Genomic DNA, 15,497 nt, shown 5'->3' with positions numbered 1-15,497 from the left:
CGCCATGGATGTCACCTCCGCCGTCGTCGGATTCGCCCGGGCCCTACGCGCCGCCGGGGTGGACGCCGGCCCCGACCGGACCCAGAACTTCCTCGCGGCGCTCGACCTGCTCGGCCCCGGGCGGCGCACCGACGCCTACTGGGCGGGCCGGCTCACCCTCTGCGGCAGCCAGGACGACCTGGACCGCTACGACCGGGTCTTCGCGGCCTACTTCGACGGCGCCCCGCCCCCGCGGCACCGTACGCGCCCCGCCCCCAGGCCCCAGCCGCGCCTGCGACCGGTCGCCCGGACCGGCGAACGGCCCGGCACCCAGGACCCCGAAAAAGCCCCGCCCGCCGCCGCGCTGGCCAGCGCCACCGAGGTGCTGCGGCACCGCGACCTGGCCGGACTCACCGCCGCCGAACGGGCCCAACTGCGCCGCCTGCTGGCCGCGTTCGCGCTCGCCGGCGAGCCGCGCCGCAGTGCCCGGCGGCGTCCGGCCCGGCGCGGCGCGGTCGACCCCCGGCGCACCGTACGGGAGCTGCTGCGCCGGGGTGGCGAGCCGGCCCGGCTGCGCTACCGGGCACGGGCGGTCAAGCCGCGCCGGGTCGTCCTGCTGCTGGACGTGAGCGGCTCGATGGCCCCGTACGCCGACGCCCTGCTGCGGTTCGCCCACGCCGCCGCGCACGGCAACCGGGCGCGCGCGGCCCGTACGGAGACCTTCACCCTCGGCACCCGGCTGACCCGGATCACCCGCGAGATGTCGCACCGCGATCCGGACACGGCGCTGGCCGCCGTCGGCGCGGCGGTGCCCGACTGGAGCGGCGGCACCCGGCTCGGCGAGACACTGCGCGCTTTCCTGGACCGCTGGGGGCAGCGGGGCATGGCCAGGGGCGCCGTCGTCGTGCTCCTGTCCGACGGCTGGGAGCGCGGCGACCCGGCTCTGCTGGCCGCCCAGATGCGCCGGCTGCACCGCCTGGCGCACCGGGTGGTGTGGGCCAACCCGCGCAAGGCCCGCCCCGGCTACGCTCCGCTGGCGGCGGGCATGGCTGCGGCGCTACCGTGCGTTGACGCCTTCGTGGCAGGCCACAGCCTTGCCGCCCTGGAACAGCTGGCGGGGGTCGTGAGAGGCGGTGCGGCCGATGCGTGAGATCCTTCCGGCACTGAGCGAGTGGTACGAGGCCGGGGAGCCCTTCGGCCTCGCCACCGTCGTCGCGGTCAGCCGCAGCGCGCCGCGCGGCCCGGGCGCGGCGATGGCGGTCGGCCCGAACGACGAGGTCGTGGGCAGCGTCTCCGGCGGCTGCGTGGAGGGCGAGGTCTTCGAACTCGCCAAAGAGGTCGTGGAGACCGGCGAAGCCCGGCTGCGGACCTTCGGCTACAGCGACGAGGACGCCTTCGCCGTCGGCCTGACCTGCGGCGGCGAGATCACCCTCCTCGTACGGCCCGTCTCACCCGCCACCGACCCGTCCTTCGGCGAGGTCAGCGCCTCCGTCGCCGGACACCGCCCCGTCGTCACGGCGACGGTGACCGACGGCCCCGCTCCGCGCGGCGCCACGCTCGCCGTCCGGCCCGACGCCGTCTCCGGAACCCTGGGCACCGAGGGCCTCGACGCCGCCGTCACCGCCGACGCGCGCGGCGAACTGGCGCTCGGCACGACGGTGAGCCGGCACTACGGCCCGCGCGGCGAACGCCGGGAGGACGACGTGACCGTCTTCCTCCAGTCCTTCGCCCCGCCGCCCCGCATGCTGGTCTTCGGCGCCATCGACTTCGCCGCCGCCGTGGCCCGTATCGGCGCCTTCCTCGGCTACCGGGTCACGGTCTGCGACGCCCGCCCGGTCTTCGCCACGCCCAAGCGCTTCCCGGAGGGCGTCGAGGTCGTCGTCGACTGGCCGCACCGCTATCTGCGCGGCACCGGCACCGACGACCGCACGGTGGTCTGCGTGCTGACGCACGACCCCAAGTTCGACGTACCCCTGCTGGAGGTGGCGCTGCGCACCCCGGCCGCGTACATCGGGGTGATGGGCAGCCGCCGTACGCACGACGACCGGCTCAAGCTGCTGCGCGAGGCCGGGCTGCGCGACGACGAGTTGGCGCGGCTGCGCTCGCCCATCGGCCTGGACCTGGGCGCCCGCACGCCCGAGGAGGTGGCCGTCTCGGTCGCGGCGGAGATCGTCGCGCTGCGTTGGGGCGGCAGCGGCGCCCCGCTGACCACGACCGCCGGAGCGATCCACCCGTGAGGAGCCGATCACGATGCAGCTGCACCACGAGTTCACCGTCCCCGTCCCGGTCGACGAGGCCTGGCGCGCACTGCTCGACATCGAGCGGGTCGCCCCTTGCATGCCGGGCGCGACGGTTGACGACTACGACGGCAAGACCGTCACCGGGGGAGTGAAGGTCAAGGTCGGCCCGGTCACCGTCACCTACCGGGGCACCGCCGTCTTCGAGGAGCAGGACGAGACCGCCCACCGCATCGTCCTGGCCGCCTCCGGCAAGGAGGTACGCGGTCAGGGCACCGCCCGCGCGACGGTCACGGGAACCCTGGCGGCCCGCGACGACGGTGGCACGGCGGTCGCCGTCGACACGGAGCTGACGGTGACCGGGCGGCCCGCCCAGTTCGGGCGCGGGGTGATGGCGGACGTCGGCGACAAGATCATCGGCCAGTTCGCCGACTGCCTGTCCGGGCGGCTGACGGAGAAACCCCAGGAACCTCAGCAGCATCCTCAGCAGCCCGGGCAACCCCAGGAATCCCTCACCGGCGGGACCGCGCCCTACCCGACCGAGCCCATCGACCTGCTTCGTACGGCGGGAATCCCGGTCGCCAAGCGGGCGGCGGCCGGAGCCGCGGTCCTGGCCGTCCTGGGTGCGCTGGTCGCCGCCCTGCGGCGGTTCAAAAAATCACGAAAAAAGTAGCTTTGAACCCTTTTGCCAGACTCGAAACGGAGTAGATTGATTAGTGGCCTGCGAGGCGAGCGAGGGAGTTCACCCGGCGTAGCCGACTTCGACGGAAGCGTGAGCAGAAAGCATCCGCCGTTGCCGACATCGACGGGCGGGCTGAGAGGCTTGATGGTCGGGGAGACCGGAAAGCGACCTCCACAACCTGATCCGGACAATGCCGGCGAAGGGAGCCCTCCTCGCAGGTTCAGTCCTGTCCGGGGTGGGGTGAGGCCGACCCGCAGGAGCGGCCGGAGATCATCGCCCACACCGACTTCCCCGCGTTGTCCGGCGGGGTCCAGCCCCATGACTCGCTGAGCGAGTCGATGATGTGCAGTCCGCGCCCGCTCTCGGCGAGAAAGTCGGGCTCCTTGACCACCGGGACCTCGGTGCCGGGGTCGGAGACCGTACACAGCACGGACGGCCCCCGGCGCAGCAGGCCCAGCCACAGTGGCCGCGATGAGAGCAGGACATCTGACGGGTTGTCCAGTCCGTAGCGGACGGCGTTCGTCAGCATCTCCGACACGACGATCGACGCGTTGTCGACGACCTCGGGCATCCCCCAGCGGCGCAGGGTGGATCGGGTGAACTGCCGTGCCGCGCCCGCCGCGTGGAGGTCGCCGCCCAGCGCGCAGGCCGCGAAACGCGTCCCAGGGCCTTCCGGCAGGGCAAGGCTCGGCGGGATCGCCGGGTGTGTGGTCATCGGTACTCCGCAGAGCTGTCGGGCGGGCGGCACGGTGTGTTCTGCGGGATCCACTATCCCGGTCCAATCCCTACCCGTGCAAGCACATCTGCAATTACAGTCGTAAGTGCAGCTGCACTTACAGCTGCAAGTACAGATGCACGTGCACGAGGCAAGGAGGAGCAATCATGCAGGAGTTCGAGAACGGCGTACGGGCCACCGACATCGAGGGCGTGGTCTGGAGGAAGAGCGCCCGCAGCAACCCGAGCGGCAACTGCGTGGAGCTCGCGGCGCTGCCGGGCGGAGGCTTCGCGGTGCGCAACTCCCGTCACCCCGAGGGCCCGGCCCTCATCTACACCCGCGAGGAGATCGCGGCGTTCGTCGGAGGCGCCAAGGACGGCGAGTTCGACGACATGGCCGGCTGACGGCGGCTCAGCCCGCACTCACCTGCCGCTCCACGCCCAGTCGGTTTCCGCCGTGGCACGCCAAGGGCGCGCGACTGTACTCAAGCGCCCCTCGGTGGGATGCTGGGTGCTCGTCCAGTTACTCACGGGAGCCGGCATGACCGCGACGCGGCCGAGCAGCCAACCGTCGATAAAGAGCTATCTCGCATACCCGCGCGGCGGGCCGACGGTCCTGCGTATCGTGCTGGGCACGCAACTGCGCAGGCTGCGCGAGTCGTGCGGGATCAGCCGCGAGGCGGCCGGGGAAGCGATCCGTGCTTCCCACGCGAAGATCAGCCGCCTCGAGCTGGGTCGCGTCGGCTACAAGGACCGTGACGTCGCCGACCTGCTCACCCTCTACGGCGTCCTCGACGAGACCGAGCGGGCGGACTTCCTCGCCCTCGCCCGGCAGGCCAGCACGCCCGGTTGGTGGCAGCGCTTCGGCGATGTCCTGCCGGCCTGGTTCGAGACGCTGCTCGGCCTGGAAGAGGCCGCGTCCGTCATCCGTACGTACGAGGTCCAGTTCGTGCCCGGCCTGCTGCAGACCGAGGACTACGCCCGCGCGGTCACCCGGCTCGGCCACCCCCGGGCCTCCGGGGTCGAGATCGAGCGGCGGGTGGCGCTGCGGATGGCCCGGCAGAAGCTGCTCGGCGCACCCGAGGCGCCAAGGGTGTGGGCGGTCATGGACGAGGCGGCGCTGCGCCGCCCGCTCGGCGGGACCGATGTGATGCGCGCTCAGCTGGAGCATCTGATCGAGGTGGCCGCTCTGCCCAATGTGACGCTGCAGATCGCGCCCTTCAGCGTCGGCGGGCTCGCCGCGGCCGGCGGCCCGATCACGATCCTGCGCTTCCAGGAACCCGACCTGCCGGACATCGTCTACCTGGAGCAGCTCACCAGCGCGCTCTACCTGGACAAGATGGACGACGTCGACAACTACCTTGCGGTCATGGACCGGTTGTGCGCGGAGGCCGAGCCGCCCGGAAGGACGCCCCGGTTCCTCCGCGAGATCCTTGAGCAGCTGAAGTAGCGCAGGACAGCCAGGACAGAAGGACACAGGGCAGAGGAGGAGGCGGCGTCAGGGCTTGCGGGCGACGCCGCCGAACTCGATCCACTCCTGCGTGGCCTGCTTGGGCGCCAGGTCGTTGTCCGGCCGCCAGGTCGAGACCTCCATCAGGCCCGGCTCCAGGATCTCCAGACCGTCGAGGAACCCGGCCACGTCCTGCTCCTGGCGCACCCGACCCCAGTTCCCCTGGGTGCTGGCGTCCATGAACTCGGTGACGAAGTCCCGTACCGCCTTGTCCTCGCTGACCAGCTGGCAGACCACGAGGAAGCTGCCCGGCGCGAGGCGCTCGGCGACCCGCCTGACCAATCCGGCCGGGTCGTCGGAGTCGGGAATGCAGTGCATCACCGAGACGAACAGCGCGGCGACCGGCTGGTCGAAGTCGATCAGTCGCTGGACCTCCGGGTGGCCGAAGATCCCGTCCGTGTCGCGGAAGTCCGCCTGGATGACGGCGGTGTTCTCGTTCTCCTCCAGGAGCGCGCGGCCGTGTGCCAGCACGATCGGGTCGTTGTCGACGTAGACCACCCGCGAGGACGGGTCCACGCGCTGGGAGACCTGGTGCACATTGTCCTGCGTCGGCAGGCCGGATCCGTGGTCGAGGAACTGCCGGATACCGTGGTCCTGCGCGAGCCGCGCCACGACGCGCTGCAGGAACCTGCGGTTGTTGACGGCGAGTTCCTTGGTGCTCGGTACGACCTTGAGCAGCTCCTCCGACGCCTCGCGGTCGACGGCGTAGTTGTCCTTGCCGCCGAGGAGGTAGTCGTACATCCGGGCCACACTCGGGACGCTGATGTCGATCGCGGTGGACAACGGCTCACTGCTCTGGCTCATCCGACCCCTCACAGGCCCTCCTGCGCCCCGTACGCCGGAGGTGATCGCGGAATCCCATTCTAGGGGCAAGTCCGGCCGCGGAACCGGGGGTTTCTTCCACCGGGAAAACATTCATTGACCGGGTCGGGGGCCGGTGAAACCCTCACAGGCGTGAGCCAATCCGACATTCTCGTCGAGCGCCTCCACGTCGATCTGCGACGTGACGCCAGCGCGCTCTGTGACGCCGTCCGCCGCTAGGCGGCCCTGTCCGGCCGACCTCGAGCTCACTCCTGCCCGGCGCGCGCAGCGCGCCCGCCGTGCGCGTCTCCCACCGCTCCATCACGTGCTTCCTCATCCCCGCCTGCGCAAAGGACTGTCCATGAGCCCCGTGTCCAGACGTAACTTCCTGATCCTGACCGGAGCGGCAGCCGCGGCGGCGGGCTGCGGCCGGGCGACAGCCTCGGCGGGCGGTGGATCGGAGACCAAGACCCTCCGGTACCAGGGCTCGGTCGGCGCCGTCACCCCGCCCGAACTCGCCCACGACCTCGGCTATCTGGGCGACCTGAAGCTCGACTGGGTCGGCAACACCATCAGCGGCCCCCAGGACATCCAGTCCGCCGCCACCGGCCAGACCGACTTCGGCGGCGCTTTCAACGGCGCGGTGGTCAAACTCGTCGCCGCCGGCGCCCCGGTCAAGGCCGTCATCGGCTACTACGGCGTCGACAAGTACGCGTACAGCGGCTACTACGTGCTGAACAACAGCACGGTCCACTCGGCGCGCGACCTGATCGGCAAGAAGATCGGCATGAACACCCTGGGCGCCCACTCGGAGGCCCTGCTCGACATCTACCTCCAGCGCAACGGCCTGACCGCAGCGGAGATCGGCAAGGTCGAGCCGCTGGTCGTGCCGCCGGTCAACACCGAGCAGTCGCTGCGGCAGAAGCAGATCGAGGTCGGGGTGCTCGGCGGCATCCTCCGCGACACGGCGCTCGCACGCGGCGGCATCCGGCCGCTGTTCACCGACTACCAGCTGCTCGGGGCCTTCACCGCCGGGACCTACGTCTTCACGGAGAAGTTCCTCCAGCGCAATCCGACCACCGTGCAGACCTTCGTCACCGGCGTCGCCAAGGCCATCGAATGGTCCCGCAAGACCCCGCGCGACGAGGTCGTCGACCGCTTCACCCGGATCGTCAAGAAGCGCAAGCGTGACGAGAGCGCGGACGCCCTCAAGTACTGGCGGTCGTACGGCGTCACCAACACCGGCGGCCAGATCACCGAGAAGGACTTCTCGCTGTGGACGGACTGGCTGACCTCGCACGGAGACATCAAGAAGGGTCAGGTAAAGGTCTCCGACCTCTACACCAACCAGTACAACAAGTACGGGAGTTGAGCAGCGGTGACCGCGCAGATCAGCTTCCGCGGCGTCAGCAAGACCTTCCCGGTGCGCGACCGGAAGAGGTCGCGCGCCCGCACCGACTTCGTCGCCGTCGAACGGGTCGACCTGGACATCGCGGCCGGTGAGTTCACCGTCCTCGTAGGGCCCAGCGGCTGCGGCAAGTCCACCCTCCTGGACCTCCTCGGCGGCCTCACCAAGCCCAGCGCCGGCGAGATCCTGCTGGACGGCAAGCCCGTCACCGGGCCGGGCCTGGACCGGGGCATCGTCTTCCAGCAGTACGCGCTGCTGCCCTGGCGCACCGCCCAGGGCAACGTCGAGTTCGGACTCGAGGCCACCGGCGTCCCGCGCCGCGAACGGGCCGCCCGGGCCCGGGACTTCCTCGACCTGGTCGGCCTGACCGGCTTCGAGGACCGGCACCCCCACGAGCTGTCCGGCGGCATGAAGCAGCGGGTCGCCATCGCCCGCAGCCTCGCCTACGACCCGGACGTGCTGCTGATGGACGAGCCCTTCGCGGCGCTGGACGCCCAGACCCGCGAATCGCTGCAGGACGAGCTGCTGCGGATCTGGCAGCGCACCGGCAAGACCGTCGTCTTCATCACCCACAGCATCGAGGAGGCCGTCTACCTCGGGCAGCGCGTCGCCGTCCTCACCTCCCGCCCGGGCAGGGTCAAGCGGGTGGTCCCCGTCGACCTCGGGTCCCGTACGGAGGTGGCGGACCTGCGGTCCAGCCCCGAGTTCGCGCACTACCGGCACGAGATCTGGGACCTGCTCCACGACGAGGTAGCCCGCGCCCAGCGGCTGGAGAAGGAGGTGGCGTCGGTATGAGCAGCGACGTCGAAGTCAAGGTGACGGCTGCCGTCGTGCCCAGGCAGGTCGTCGCCGACCGGCCGACGACGCCCCCGGGAGCCGTACGGCGGCTGGCCTACCGGGTGCCCGGACTGCTGCTTGCGGCCGCCACCAAGTCCGTGGCGGTGGCCGCCCTGCTCGGGCTGTGGGAGGCGGCGCCCCGGCTCGGGCTGGTCGACTCGACCTTCCTGCCGCCGTTCTCCGAGGTCGCCCGCGCCTGGTGGGAGCTGGCGGTCAACGGCCAGCTCGCCACCAACCTCCAGGCCAGCCTGGTGCGTTCGCTCAGCGGCTTCGCGCTCGCCGTGACGATCGCCGTCCCGCTGGGCCTGCTGATCGGCTGGTACCGGCCGGTCGCGGACCTGCTCAGCCCGCTCCTGGAGGTGTTCCGCAACACCGCCGCCCTGGCGCTGCTGCCGGTCTTCGTCCTCATCCTGGGCATCGGGGAGACCTCGAAGATCTCCATCGTGCTGTACGCGTGCCTGTGGCCGATCCTGCTCAACACCATCAGCGCCGTCCGCAACGTCGACCCCACACTGCTCAGGCTGGCCAGGTCCATGAACCTGTCGGCGCCCCGGCTGTTCCAGAAGGTCATCCTGCCCGCTTCCGTGCCGGTGGTCTTCACCGGCATACGGCTGGCCGGAGCGGTGTCCATCCTCGTCCTCGTCGCGGCGGAGATGGTCGGCGCCAAGGCCGGACTGGGCTATCTCGTCAACGCCTCGCAGTTCAATTTCGCCATCCCGCAGATGTACGCGGGGATCATCACCATCTCCGCGGTGGGCGTGCTCTTCAACCAGCTCCTGGTAGCCCTGGAGCGGCGCTTCACCGCCTGGCGTGTCCCGGAGGGGAACTGACGCATGACCACAAGAGAGTTCCACCTCAACGCCTTCCTGATGAACGCGGGCCACCATGACGCCGCCTGGCGCCACCCCCGGACCCGGCCGGAGCGGGCCACTGACCTGACCTACTTCCAGGAGCTGGCCAGGACCGCCGAGCGCGGCAAGCTCGACTCGGTCTTCCTGGCCGACGGCCTCGCCCTGTGGGGCCAGGTCCGCTACAACGTGCTCGGCGGCTTCGAACCGCTCACCCTGCTGTCCGCGCTGGCCGCCGTCACCTCACGTATCGGCCTGATCGCCACCGTGTCGACGACCTTCAACGAGCCCTTCCACGTGGCCCGGAAGTTCGCCTCCCTCGACCACATCAGCGGCGGCCGGGCCGGCTGGAACATCGTCACCTCCGGCAGCGTCAACGAGGCCCGCAACTTCGGCCTCGCCGAGCACCCCGAGCACAGCGCCCGCTACGACCGCGCCCGGGAGTTCGTCGACGTCGCGACCAAGCTGTGGGACAGCTGGGAGGACGACGCCCCGGTCGTCGACCGCGAGCGCGGCATCTACGCCGACGCCGGCAAGGTCCGGGCCATCGACCACGCCGGGGAGCACTTCCGCGTCCAGGGCCCGCTCAACGTACAGCGCTCACCACAGGGCTACCCGCTGCTCGTCCAGGCCGGATCCTCCGAGGACGGCAAGGAGTTCGCCGCCCAGCACGCCGAGGCGGTCTTCACCGCGCAGCAGACCCTCGCCGACGGCCAGGCCTTCTACAAGGACCTCAAGTCACGCCTGCCCCGCTACGGCCGCGCCCCCGAGGACCTAAAGATCCTCCCCGGCATCTGCCCCGTCATCGGCTCCACCGAAGCCGAGGCCCACGCCCTGGAGGATGAGCTGACCGCGCTCCAGATCCCGGAGTACGGCCTCGCCCAGCTGTCCACCATGCTCGGCGTCGACCTCGCCGGACTGCCGCTGGACGGACCGCTCCCCGAACTGCCCGAGGAACGCGACATCAACGGCAACAAGTCCCGCTTCACCCTGGTCGCCGAGCTTGCCCGCCGTGACGGCCTCAACCTCCGCGAGCTCATCGCCCGGCTCGGCGGCGGCCGCGGCCACCGCGTCTTCGCCGGCACCCCCGAGCAGATCGCCGATCAGCTGGAGGAGTGGTTCACCCAGGGCGCCGCCGACGGCTTCAACATCATGCCGCCCCACCTCCCGGGCGGCCTGGAGGACTTCGTCGACCACGTCGTGCCGATCCTCCAGGACCGGGGCCTGTTCCGTACGGAGTACACCGGCCGCACCCTCCGCGAGCACTACGGCCTGCCGCGCCCCGCCAACCGCCTGGCGGCCGCGGCCCTGAAGGAGCACGCATGACCGGCCTGGACCTCGACACCGACGTGTTCGTCGCCGGCGGCGGCCCCGCCGCGGCCTGGGCCGCCCTCAAGGCCGCCCAGGCCGGGGCCCGCGTCGTCCTCGCCGACAAGGGCTACTGCGGCACCAGCGGCGCCACCGCCTCCGCCGGCACCGGCGTCTGGTACGTACCGCCCGAGCCCGCCGCCCGCGAGGCCGCCATGGCCAGCCGCGAAGCACTCGGCGGCTACCTCGCCGACCGCCGCTGGATGGCCCGCGTCCTGGACCAGACGTACGAGGGCGTCAACGAACTCGCCGAAGGCACCGCCCGCTACCCCTTCCCCACCGGCCCCGACGGGCTCCAGCTCCGCAACGGCCTCCAGGGCCCGGAGTACATGCGGCGCATGCGGGTCCGCGTCCGGCGGGCCGGCGTCCGCATCCTCGACCACAGCCCGGTGACCGAGCTGCTCACCGACGACACCGGCGCCGTCGCGGGCGCCGCCGGCCACCGTAGCCAGGCGGGCCACGGCTACCGGGTGCGCGCCGGGGCCGTGGTGCTCGCCACCGGCGGCTGCGCCTTCCTCAGCGGGGCGCTCGGCACCAACACCAACACCGGGGACGGCGCCCTGCTCGCCGCCGAGACCGGCGCCGAGCTGAGCGGCATGGAGTTCTCCAACGCCTACGGCATCGCGCCCGAGGGCACCTCGGTCACCAAGACCGCCTTCTACAACTACGCCACCTTCTACCGCGCCGACGGCTCCGTCCTGGAGGGCGCCGGCAGCCAGAGCGGCCGCTCCGTCATCGCCCGCACCCTCCTGGACGGCGAGAAGGTCCACTGCCGCCTCGACCTCGCCGACGCGCCCGCCCAAGCAGCCATGCGGCTCGCCCAGCCCAACTTCTTCCTCACCTTCGACCGGCTCGGCATCAACCCCTTCACCGACCGCTTCGCCGTCACCCTCCTCGCCGAGGGCACCGTCCGCGGCACCGGCGGCATCCGCATCGCCGGCGACGACTGCTCCACCACCGTCCCCGGCCTGTACGCCGCCGGGGACGCCGCCACCCGTGAGCTGATCTGCGGCGGCTTCACCGGGGGCGGCAGCCACAACGCCGCCTGGGCCATCTCGTCCGGCACCTGGGCCGGCCGCGCCGCCGCCGCCCACGCCCGCACCCTGGGCGGCCACACCGCCGACCGGCGCCTCGCCGGCGCGGGCGGCGCAGGCATCCGCCCGACCGGTACGCCCGGCCCGGCCGACGGCCACCGCGACATCATCAGCACCGTACGAGGCGAAGTCCTCCCGTACGACAAGAACTACCTCCGCCACGGCGACCGCCTCACCGACGCCCTCCGCACCCTCGACGAAACCTGGGCGCGGCTGCGCGCCGGACTCCACGCCACGGGCGGCGACCTGGTCCGCGCCCGTCAGGCGGCGGCCATGACCGCTCACGCCCGCTGGATGTACGCCTCCGCCCTGGCCCGCACCGAGACCCGTGGCATGGCCAGGCGCCTCGACTTCCCCGAGCAGGACCCCGCCCAGCACCACCGGATCACCACCGGAGGCCTCGACAAGGTCTGGACGGCGGTGGCCTCGTGATCGAACTGGTCTCCGCCGAGCGCTGCATCGCCTGCGACAAGTGCGTCAAGGTCTGCCCGACCAACGTCTTCGACACCGGAACCGACGGAATCCCCCTGATCGCCCGTCAGGAGGACTGCCAGACCTGCTTCCAGTGCGAGGCCAACTGCCCGGTCGACGCCCTCTTCGTCGCACCCCACACCCACCCCCAGCCCCACACCCAGGACGAGACCCGGCTCACCGAAGCCGGTCTCCTCGGCAGCTACCGCGAGAAGATCGGCTGGGGCCAGGGACGTACTCCCGGCTCGCTGCGCGCCGTCGGCCCGTCGCTCGGCCCGCCGGGGAGCGGGGTCAAGCCGATCACGTCCTGAGGCGCTCGCTGAAAACGGTCACCGGGCGCGTCGGCCGCTCCCCGTCGACGACGATGTCAACGGCCTCGTTGTAGAACGCCACATGACCGGCGATGCCGCCGACGGCGGGGAGCGGCTCGGCGTAACTCCAGGCCACATTCGCCGGGACCGCCGTCTCCCCGCCGCCCGACCACGACCAGTACTGCGCCGTGCCCTTGTACGGGCACCCGGTCCGCAGCCCGGTGGGCGTCAGCAGATCGAAGCGGACGTCCTCGCGCGGGATGTAGTAGCGCGTGGGCAGCCCGGTCTCGAAGAGCAGTACCGGCCTGCGCGTCTCGGCGACCAGCGTGCCGCCGATCTCCACCCGCACGTGCCTGCCGCTGCGGATCGCGTCCACGCGTTTGTGCGGGTCGCGGGGGTGGACGAAGATCTCTTCCTCCTCCTCGTACCAGTGGTCCAGCACCTTCCGGCCGAACCACTCGAAGGCGATGTGCCCGGCCAGTTCCTCGCCGGGGTAGGTCCAGGCCGCGTTGCCCACGCTGACGCCTTCGTACGCGAGGTCGTAGAAGACGCCGGCTCCGGCGTGCCTGCCGGTCGGCGGCGGCCGCTCGGCCTTCCGCAGCAGATCAGTACGTACGTCCTGCTCGGGGAAGGCATACCCCGGCACCGGCCGGCCCGGCTCCCACACCAGCAGGGGCCGTCGGCTGTCGACGACGGTGATGCCGTCCTTGGTGCCTCGCACCCAGCGCTCGCTGGGTTCCCATCGGATGTCAGCCACGGTTTCCAAGCTTAGAGGCCGCGCGAATAGGTGGGGCGGCGTCGCGTGCCGATGGCTCTCGCCTGGCGGCGTTGTCGTCGGTCGACGACTCCCCCAAGCTCTCGGCTCCGCTCGAGCAGGGGGGACCCCCATCGCGTCGCCTCTCTCCTCCGCCTTGCCAGACTCGGCCCTCGACCCGCTCCTTCCTCCACCCCACCTATTCGCGCGGCCTCTTAGGCACGTCCGGGCCAAGTCGAGCGGACCGCGTCAGGATGGAAGCATGCTGCTGGCCGAAGTCGCCCGGACCTCCCGCGAGGTCGCCGCCATCTCGGCGCGGTCGAAGAAGACCGCGCTGCTCGCCGAGCTGTTCCGGGGTACGGAGCCCGCCGAGGCGCCCACCGTGATCACCTATCTCGCCGGGCGGCTGCCGCAGCGCCGTACCGGAATCGGCTGGCGGGCGCTCAGCGACCGCGTACCCCCGGCCGACACCCCGAGCCTGGTCGTCCTCGAGGTCCACAAGACCCTGGACCGCATCGCGGCGGTGGCCGGCAAGGGCGCCCAGGCCGAGCGCAAGCGGCTGCTGCACGAGCTGATGGCCGCCGCCACCGAGGAGGAGCAGGGCTTCCTCATCGCGCTGATCAGCGGCGAGGTCCGCCAGGGCGCCCTGGACGCCCTCGCCGCCGAGGCCTTGGCGGTCGCGGCGGGCGCCAACCCGGCCGACGTACGCCGGGCGGTGATGCTCAGCGGCTCCCTGGGCACCGTCGCGGAGGCCCTGCTCGACCGGGGCCCCGAAGCGCTCGCCGACTACAGGCTCGAAGTGGGCCGCCCGGTGCAGCCGATGCTCGCCCACACCGCCAAGGATGTCGACGAGGCCCTCGACAAGCTCGGCCCCTGCGTGGTCGAGGAGAAGCTCGACGGCATCCGCGTCCAGGCCCACAAGGACGGCGACTCCGTACGCCTCTACACCCGCACCCTCGACGACATCACCGACCGGCTGCCCGAAGTGACCACCGCCGTACGGGAGCTGGCCGCCGAGCGGGCCGTTCTGGACGGCGAGGTCATCGCCCTGGGTCCCGACGGGCGGCCGCGCCCCTTCCAGGAGGTCGCCGGGCGCACCGCGTCGAGGCTGGACGTCGCCGGGGCCCGGGCCACGGTGCCGCTGTCGCCGGTCTTCTTCGACGTGCTCTCGGTCGAGGGCCGCGATCTGCTCGCCCTGTCCACCGCCGACCGCCACGCCGAGCTGGACCGGATCGTCCCCGAGCCGCAGCGCGTACGCCGTCTGGTCGCCGCCGACCCGCAGGACGAGCCGACCCGGGCCGCCGCCCGCGACTTCACCGCCGAGACCCTCGCCCGGGGCCACGAAGGGGTCGTCGTCAAGGCCCTGGACGCCCCCTACAGCGCGGGCCGCCGGGGCGCGTCCTGGCTGAAGGTCAAGCCGGTGCACACCCTCGACCTGGTGGTCCTCGCCGTCGAGTGGGGCCACGGACGGCGTACCGGCAAGCTCTCCAACCTCCACCTGGGCGCCCGCCGCCCCGACGGCACCTTCGCCATGCTCGGCAAGACCTTCAAGGGACTCACCGACGCCATGCTCAGCTGGCAGACCGAGCGCCTCCAGGAGCTGGCCGTCAGCGACGACGGCTGGGTCGTCACCGTACGCCCCGAGCTGGTCGTGGAGATCGCCTTCGACGGGGTCCAGCGCTCCCCGCGCTATCCGGAGGGCGTCACGCTCCGCTTCGCCCGCGTACTGCGCTACCGCGAGGACAAGACCGCCGCCGAGGCCGACACCGTCGAGGCGGTGCTCGCCCTCCGGTTGCCGACCTGACCGGGCGATGTTGCGATGAGGGCGTGAGTACGCCCCAGGACAAACCCCACGGCCGTACGAGCTGGACCCTGACGGCCATCGTGCTGGTCCCGACCCTGCTGCTCTCCGGCGTAGTGGTGGTAGGAATCGCCACCGGTCTCGTACCGGTGTCGCTCGCCATATCCGCGCAGGCCGCGTCCCTGTCGGGGCAGCAGATCCAGGTCGCCGCCGACCGGCTCGAAGGCACGCAGTTCACCCAGTACGTGGTGGTGGACCGCACCACCAAGGGCCGCTACCCGGAAGGCGCGTCCGGCATCAAGTCGGCCGACCTGCACAACCTGTGCCAGTCCGTGGTCACCCATGTGCCGGGCTTCGGCGATGTGACGCTGCTGATCAAGGCGGGTGGCGGCGGCAAGCCCGTGCGCGCCAGCCGGCTCGTGGTGGACACCGACGACCTGAGCGGTGACGCGCTGTTCACCAACGTGACCATGGGCCAGGACGCCTCGACCCTCAGCGGGGTCAAGAACGGCCCCCAGGGTGTCGTCGGGCAGCAGGCCGAGAAGATCACCATCGATCACCTCAGGCAGCAGACGCGCTCGATCAGTGCGGACAGCTTCCGGCTCTCCGGGCTGCATCTCACCGTGAAGAAGGGCACCAAGCCCTGCTTCTGAGCCCGCATCCGACCCGGGAGTGCTCCGAC

General features: G+C 71.6%; 17 protein-coding genes. 14 read left to right on the top strand and 3 right to left on the bottom strand.

Annotation, left to right across the window (positions count from 1 at the left end; all coding sequences use genetic code 11):
- Window positions 1-4: 4 nt before the first annotated feature.
- From ACFXJ5_RS21130 to ACFXJ5_RS21120, 3 genes are read left to right on the top strand one after another with little or no spacing between them, the layout of a single operon-like run.
- Window positions 5-1,129 (top strand): VWA domain-containing protein, encoded by a 1,125-nt coding sequence (locus tag ACFXJ5_RS21130; RefSeq protein WP_384633274.1) that lies wholly within the window; start codon window positions 5-7, stop codon window positions 1,127-1,129.
- Window positions 1,122-2,216, top strand: a complete 1,095-nt coding sequence (locus tag ACFXJ5_RS21125) for an XdhC family protein (protein WP_384632988.1) — start codon at window positions 1,122-1,124, stop codon at window positions 2,214-2,216. Before ACFXJ5_RS21130 ends, ACFXJ5_RS21125 begins: the two co-directional genes overlap by 8 nt.
- A 13-nt stretch (window positions 2,217-2,229) precedes the next feature.
- Complete coding sequence (locus ACFXJ5_RS21120; protein WP_384632985.1) at window positions 2,230-2,889, top strand: SRPBCC family protein; 660 nt, start codon at window positions 2,230-2,232, stop codon at window positions 2,887-2,889.
- A gap of 229 nt (window positions 2,890-3,118) precedes the next feature.
- Here ACFXJ5_RS21120 and ACFXJ5_RS21115 read toward each other — a convergent pair whose 3' ends face one another.
- Window positions 3,119-3,613 carry an ATP-binding protein gene (locus ACFXJ5_RS21115; protein ID WP_384632982.1) on the bottom strand — a complete coding sequence of 165 codons (495 nt, stop codon included), beginning with the start codon at window positions 3,611-3,613 and terminating at the stop codon, window positions 3,119-3,121.
- A 167-nt stretch (window positions 3,614-3,780) separates the two neighbouring features.
- Between ACFXJ5_RS21115 and ACFXJ5_RS21110 the strand changes: the two genes are divergently transcribed.
- Both ACFXJ5_RS21110 and ACFXJ5_RS21105 read left to right on the top strand, forming a co-directional pair.
- The gene (locus tag ACFXJ5_RS21110) at window positions 3,781-4,017 is read left to right on the top strand and encodes a DUF397 domain-containing protein (RefSeq protein WP_384632979.1); all 237 of its coding nucleotides are present in this window, start codon (window positions 3,781-3,783) and stop codon (window positions 4,015-4,017) included.
- Between the two features lie 136 nt (window positions 4,018-4,153).
- Window positions 4,154-5,062, top strand: coding sequence for a helix-turn-helix domain-containing protein (locus ACFXJ5_RS21105; protein WP_384632976.1), 909 nt, complete (start codon window positions 4,154-4,156; stop codon window positions 5,060-5,062).
- A 48-nt stretch (window positions 5,063-5,110) separates the two neighbouring features.
- Here ACFXJ5_RS21105 and ACFXJ5_RS21100 read toward each other — a convergent pair whose 3' ends face one another.
- Window positions 5,111-5,926: an SAM-dependent methyltransferase gene (locus tag ACFXJ5_RS21100; protein ID WP_384632973.1), complete on the bottom strand. Its 816-nt coding sequence runs from the start codon at window positions 5,924-5,926 to the stop codon at window positions 5,111-5,113.
- 150 nt (window positions 5,927-6,076) lie between these two features.
- Here ACFXJ5_RS21100 and ACFXJ5_RS21095 point away from each other — a divergent pair, with 150 nt between their 5' ends.
- The 7 genes from ACFXJ5_RS21095 to ACFXJ5_RS21065 all read left to right on the top strand — a co-directional run bounded on the left by ACFXJ5_RS21095 (window position 6,077) and on the right by ACFXJ5_RS21065 (window position 12,260).
- Window positions 6,077-6,163 carry a putative leader peptide gene (locus tag ACFXJ5_RS21095; protein WP_384633271.1) on the top strand — a complete coding sequence of 29 codons (87 nt, stop codon included), beginning with the start codon at window positions 6,077-6,079 and terminating at the stop codon, window positions 6,161-6,163.
- Between the two features lie 121 nt (window positions 6,164-6,284).
- Window positions 6,285-7,295 (top strand): ABC transporter substrate-binding protein, encoded by a 1,011-nt coding sequence (locus ACFXJ5_RS21090; protein WP_384632970.1) that lies wholly within the window; start codon window positions 6,285-6,287, stop codon window positions 7,293-7,295.
- Window positions 7,296-7,301: 6 nt separating this feature from the next.
- The gene (locus tag ACFXJ5_RS21085; RefSeq protein ID WP_384632967.1) at window positions 7,302-8,126 is read left to right on the top strand and encodes an ABC transporter ATP-binding protein; all 825 of its coding nucleotides are present in this window, start codon (window positions 7,302-7,304) and stop codon (window positions 8,124-8,126) included.
- Window positions 8,123-8,998, top strand: coding sequence for an ABC transporter permease (locus ACFXJ5_RS21080; protein ID WP_384632964.1), 876 nt, complete (start codon window positions 8,123-8,125; stop codon window positions 8,996-8,998). The genes ACFXJ5_RS21085 and ACFXJ5_RS21080 overlap by 4 nt, the downstream gene beginning before the upstream one ends.
- Window positions 8,999-9,001: 3 nt before the next feature.
- Window positions 9,002-10,342: an LLM class flavin-dependent oxidoreductase gene (locus tag ACFXJ5_RS21075; protein WP_384632961.1), complete on the top strand. Its 1,341-nt coding sequence runs from the start codon at window positions 9,002-9,004 to the stop codon at window positions 10,340-10,342.
- The gene (locus tag ACFXJ5_RS21070) at window positions 10,339-11,910 is read left to right on the top strand and encodes an FAD-dependent oxidoreductase (RefSeq protein WP_384632958.1); all 1,572 of its coding nucleotides are present in this window, start codon (window positions 10,339-10,341) and stop codon (window positions 11,908-11,910) included. Before ACFXJ5_RS21075 ends, ACFXJ5_RS21070 begins: the two co-directional genes overlap by 4 nt.
- Window positions 11,907-12,260, top strand: a complete 354-nt coding sequence (locus tag ACFXJ5_RS21065) for a 4Fe-4S binding protein (RefSeq protein WP_384632955.1) — start codon at window positions 11,907-11,909, stop codon at window positions 12,258-12,260. The genes ACFXJ5_RS21070 and ACFXJ5_RS21065 overlap by 4 nt, the downstream gene beginning before the upstream one ends.
- Here the strand turns inward: ACFXJ5_RS21065 and ACFXJ5_RS21060 are convergent.
- A complete protein-coding gene (locus tag ACFXJ5_RS21060) occupies window positions 12,250-13,017 on the bottom strand; it encodes a DUF427 domain-containing protein (protein WP_384632952.1) in 768 nt (255 codons plus the stop codon). The genes ACFXJ5_RS21065 and ACFXJ5_RS21060 overlap by 11 nt on opposite strands.
- Window positions 13,018-13,276: 259 nt before the next feature.
- On the opposite strand from ACFXJ5_RS21060, the gene ACFXJ5_RS21055 reads away from it, so the two are divergent.
- Together ACFXJ5_RS21055 and ACFXJ5_RS21050 are read left to right on the top strand one after the other, a co-directional pair.
- Window positions 13,277-14,818 carry an ATP-dependent DNA ligase gene (locus tag ACFXJ5_RS21055; protein WP_384632949.1) on the top strand — a complete coding sequence of 514 codons (1,542 nt, stop codon included), beginning with the start codon at window positions 13,277-13,279 and terminating at the stop codon, window positions 14,816-14,818.
- Between the two features lie 23 nt (window positions 14,819-14,841).
- A complete protein-coding gene (locus tag ACFXJ5_RS21050; RefSeq protein ID WP_384632946.1) occupies window positions 14,842-15,468 on the top strand; it encodes a DUF6230 family protein in 627 nt (208 codons plus the stop codon).
- The last annotated feature ends 29 nt before the right edge of the window (window positions 15,469-15,497 follow it).

The organism is Streptomyces sp. NPDC059373, assembly GCF_042751495.1.
Classification (GTDB): domain Bacteria; phylum Actinomycetota; class Actinomycetes; order Streptomycetales; family Streptomycetaceae; genus Actinacidiphila.
The sequence above is the reverse complement of the archived record's forward strand: the minus strand, read 5'-3'. Positions and strand labels throughout refer to the sequence as shown.

Coding starts and splice junctions, on each gene's coding strand:
- ACFXJ5_RS21115 (WP_384632982.1), bottom strand. CDS start 3,613: ATGACCACACACCCGGCGATCCCGCCGAGCCTTGCCCTGCCGGAAGGC.
- ACFXJ5_RS21105 (WP_384632976.1), top strand. CDS start 4,154: ATGACCGCGACGCGGCCGAGCAGCCAACCGTCGATAAAGAGCTATCTC.
- ACFXJ5_RS21130 (WP_384633274.1), top strand. CDS start 5: ATGGATGTCACCTCCGCCGTCGTCGGATTCGCCCGGGCCCTACGCGCC.
- ACFXJ5_RS21090 (WP_384632970.1), top strand. CDS start 6,285: ATGAGCCCCGTGTCCAGACGTAACTTCCTGATCCTGACCGGAGCGGCA.
- ACFXJ5_RS21075 (WP_384632961.1), top strand. CDS start 9,002: ATGACCACAAGAGAGTTCCACCTCAACGCCTTCCTGATGAACGCGGGC.
- ACFXJ5_RS21055 (WP_384632949.1), top strand. CDS start 13,277: ATGCTGCTGGCCGAAGTCGCCCGGACCTCCCGCGAGGTCGCCGCCATC.
- ACFXJ5_RS21080 (WP_384632964.1), top strand. CDS start 8,123: ATGAGCAGCGACGTCGAAGTCAAGGTGACGGCTGCCGTCGTGCCCAGG.
- ACFXJ5_RS21100 (WP_384632973.1), bottom strand. CDS start 5,926: ATGAGCCAGAGCAGTGAGCCGTTGTCCACCGCGATCGACATCAGCGTC.
- ACFXJ5_RS21110 (WP_384632979.1), top strand. CDS start 3,781: ATGCAGGAGTTCGAGAACGGCGTACGGGCCACCGACATCGAGGGCGTG.
- ACFXJ5_RS21070 (WP_384632958.1), top strand. CDS start 10,339: ATGACCGGCCTGGACCTCGACACCGACGTGTTCGTCGCCGGCGGCGGC.
- ACFXJ5_RS21125 (WP_384632988.1), top strand. CDS start 1,122: ATGCGTGAGATCCTTCCGGCACTGAGCGAGTGGTACGAGGCCGGGGAG.
- ACFXJ5_RS21120 (WP_384632985.1), top strand. CDS start 2,230: ATGCAGCTGCACCACGAGTTCACCGTCCCCGTCCCGGTCGACGAGGCC.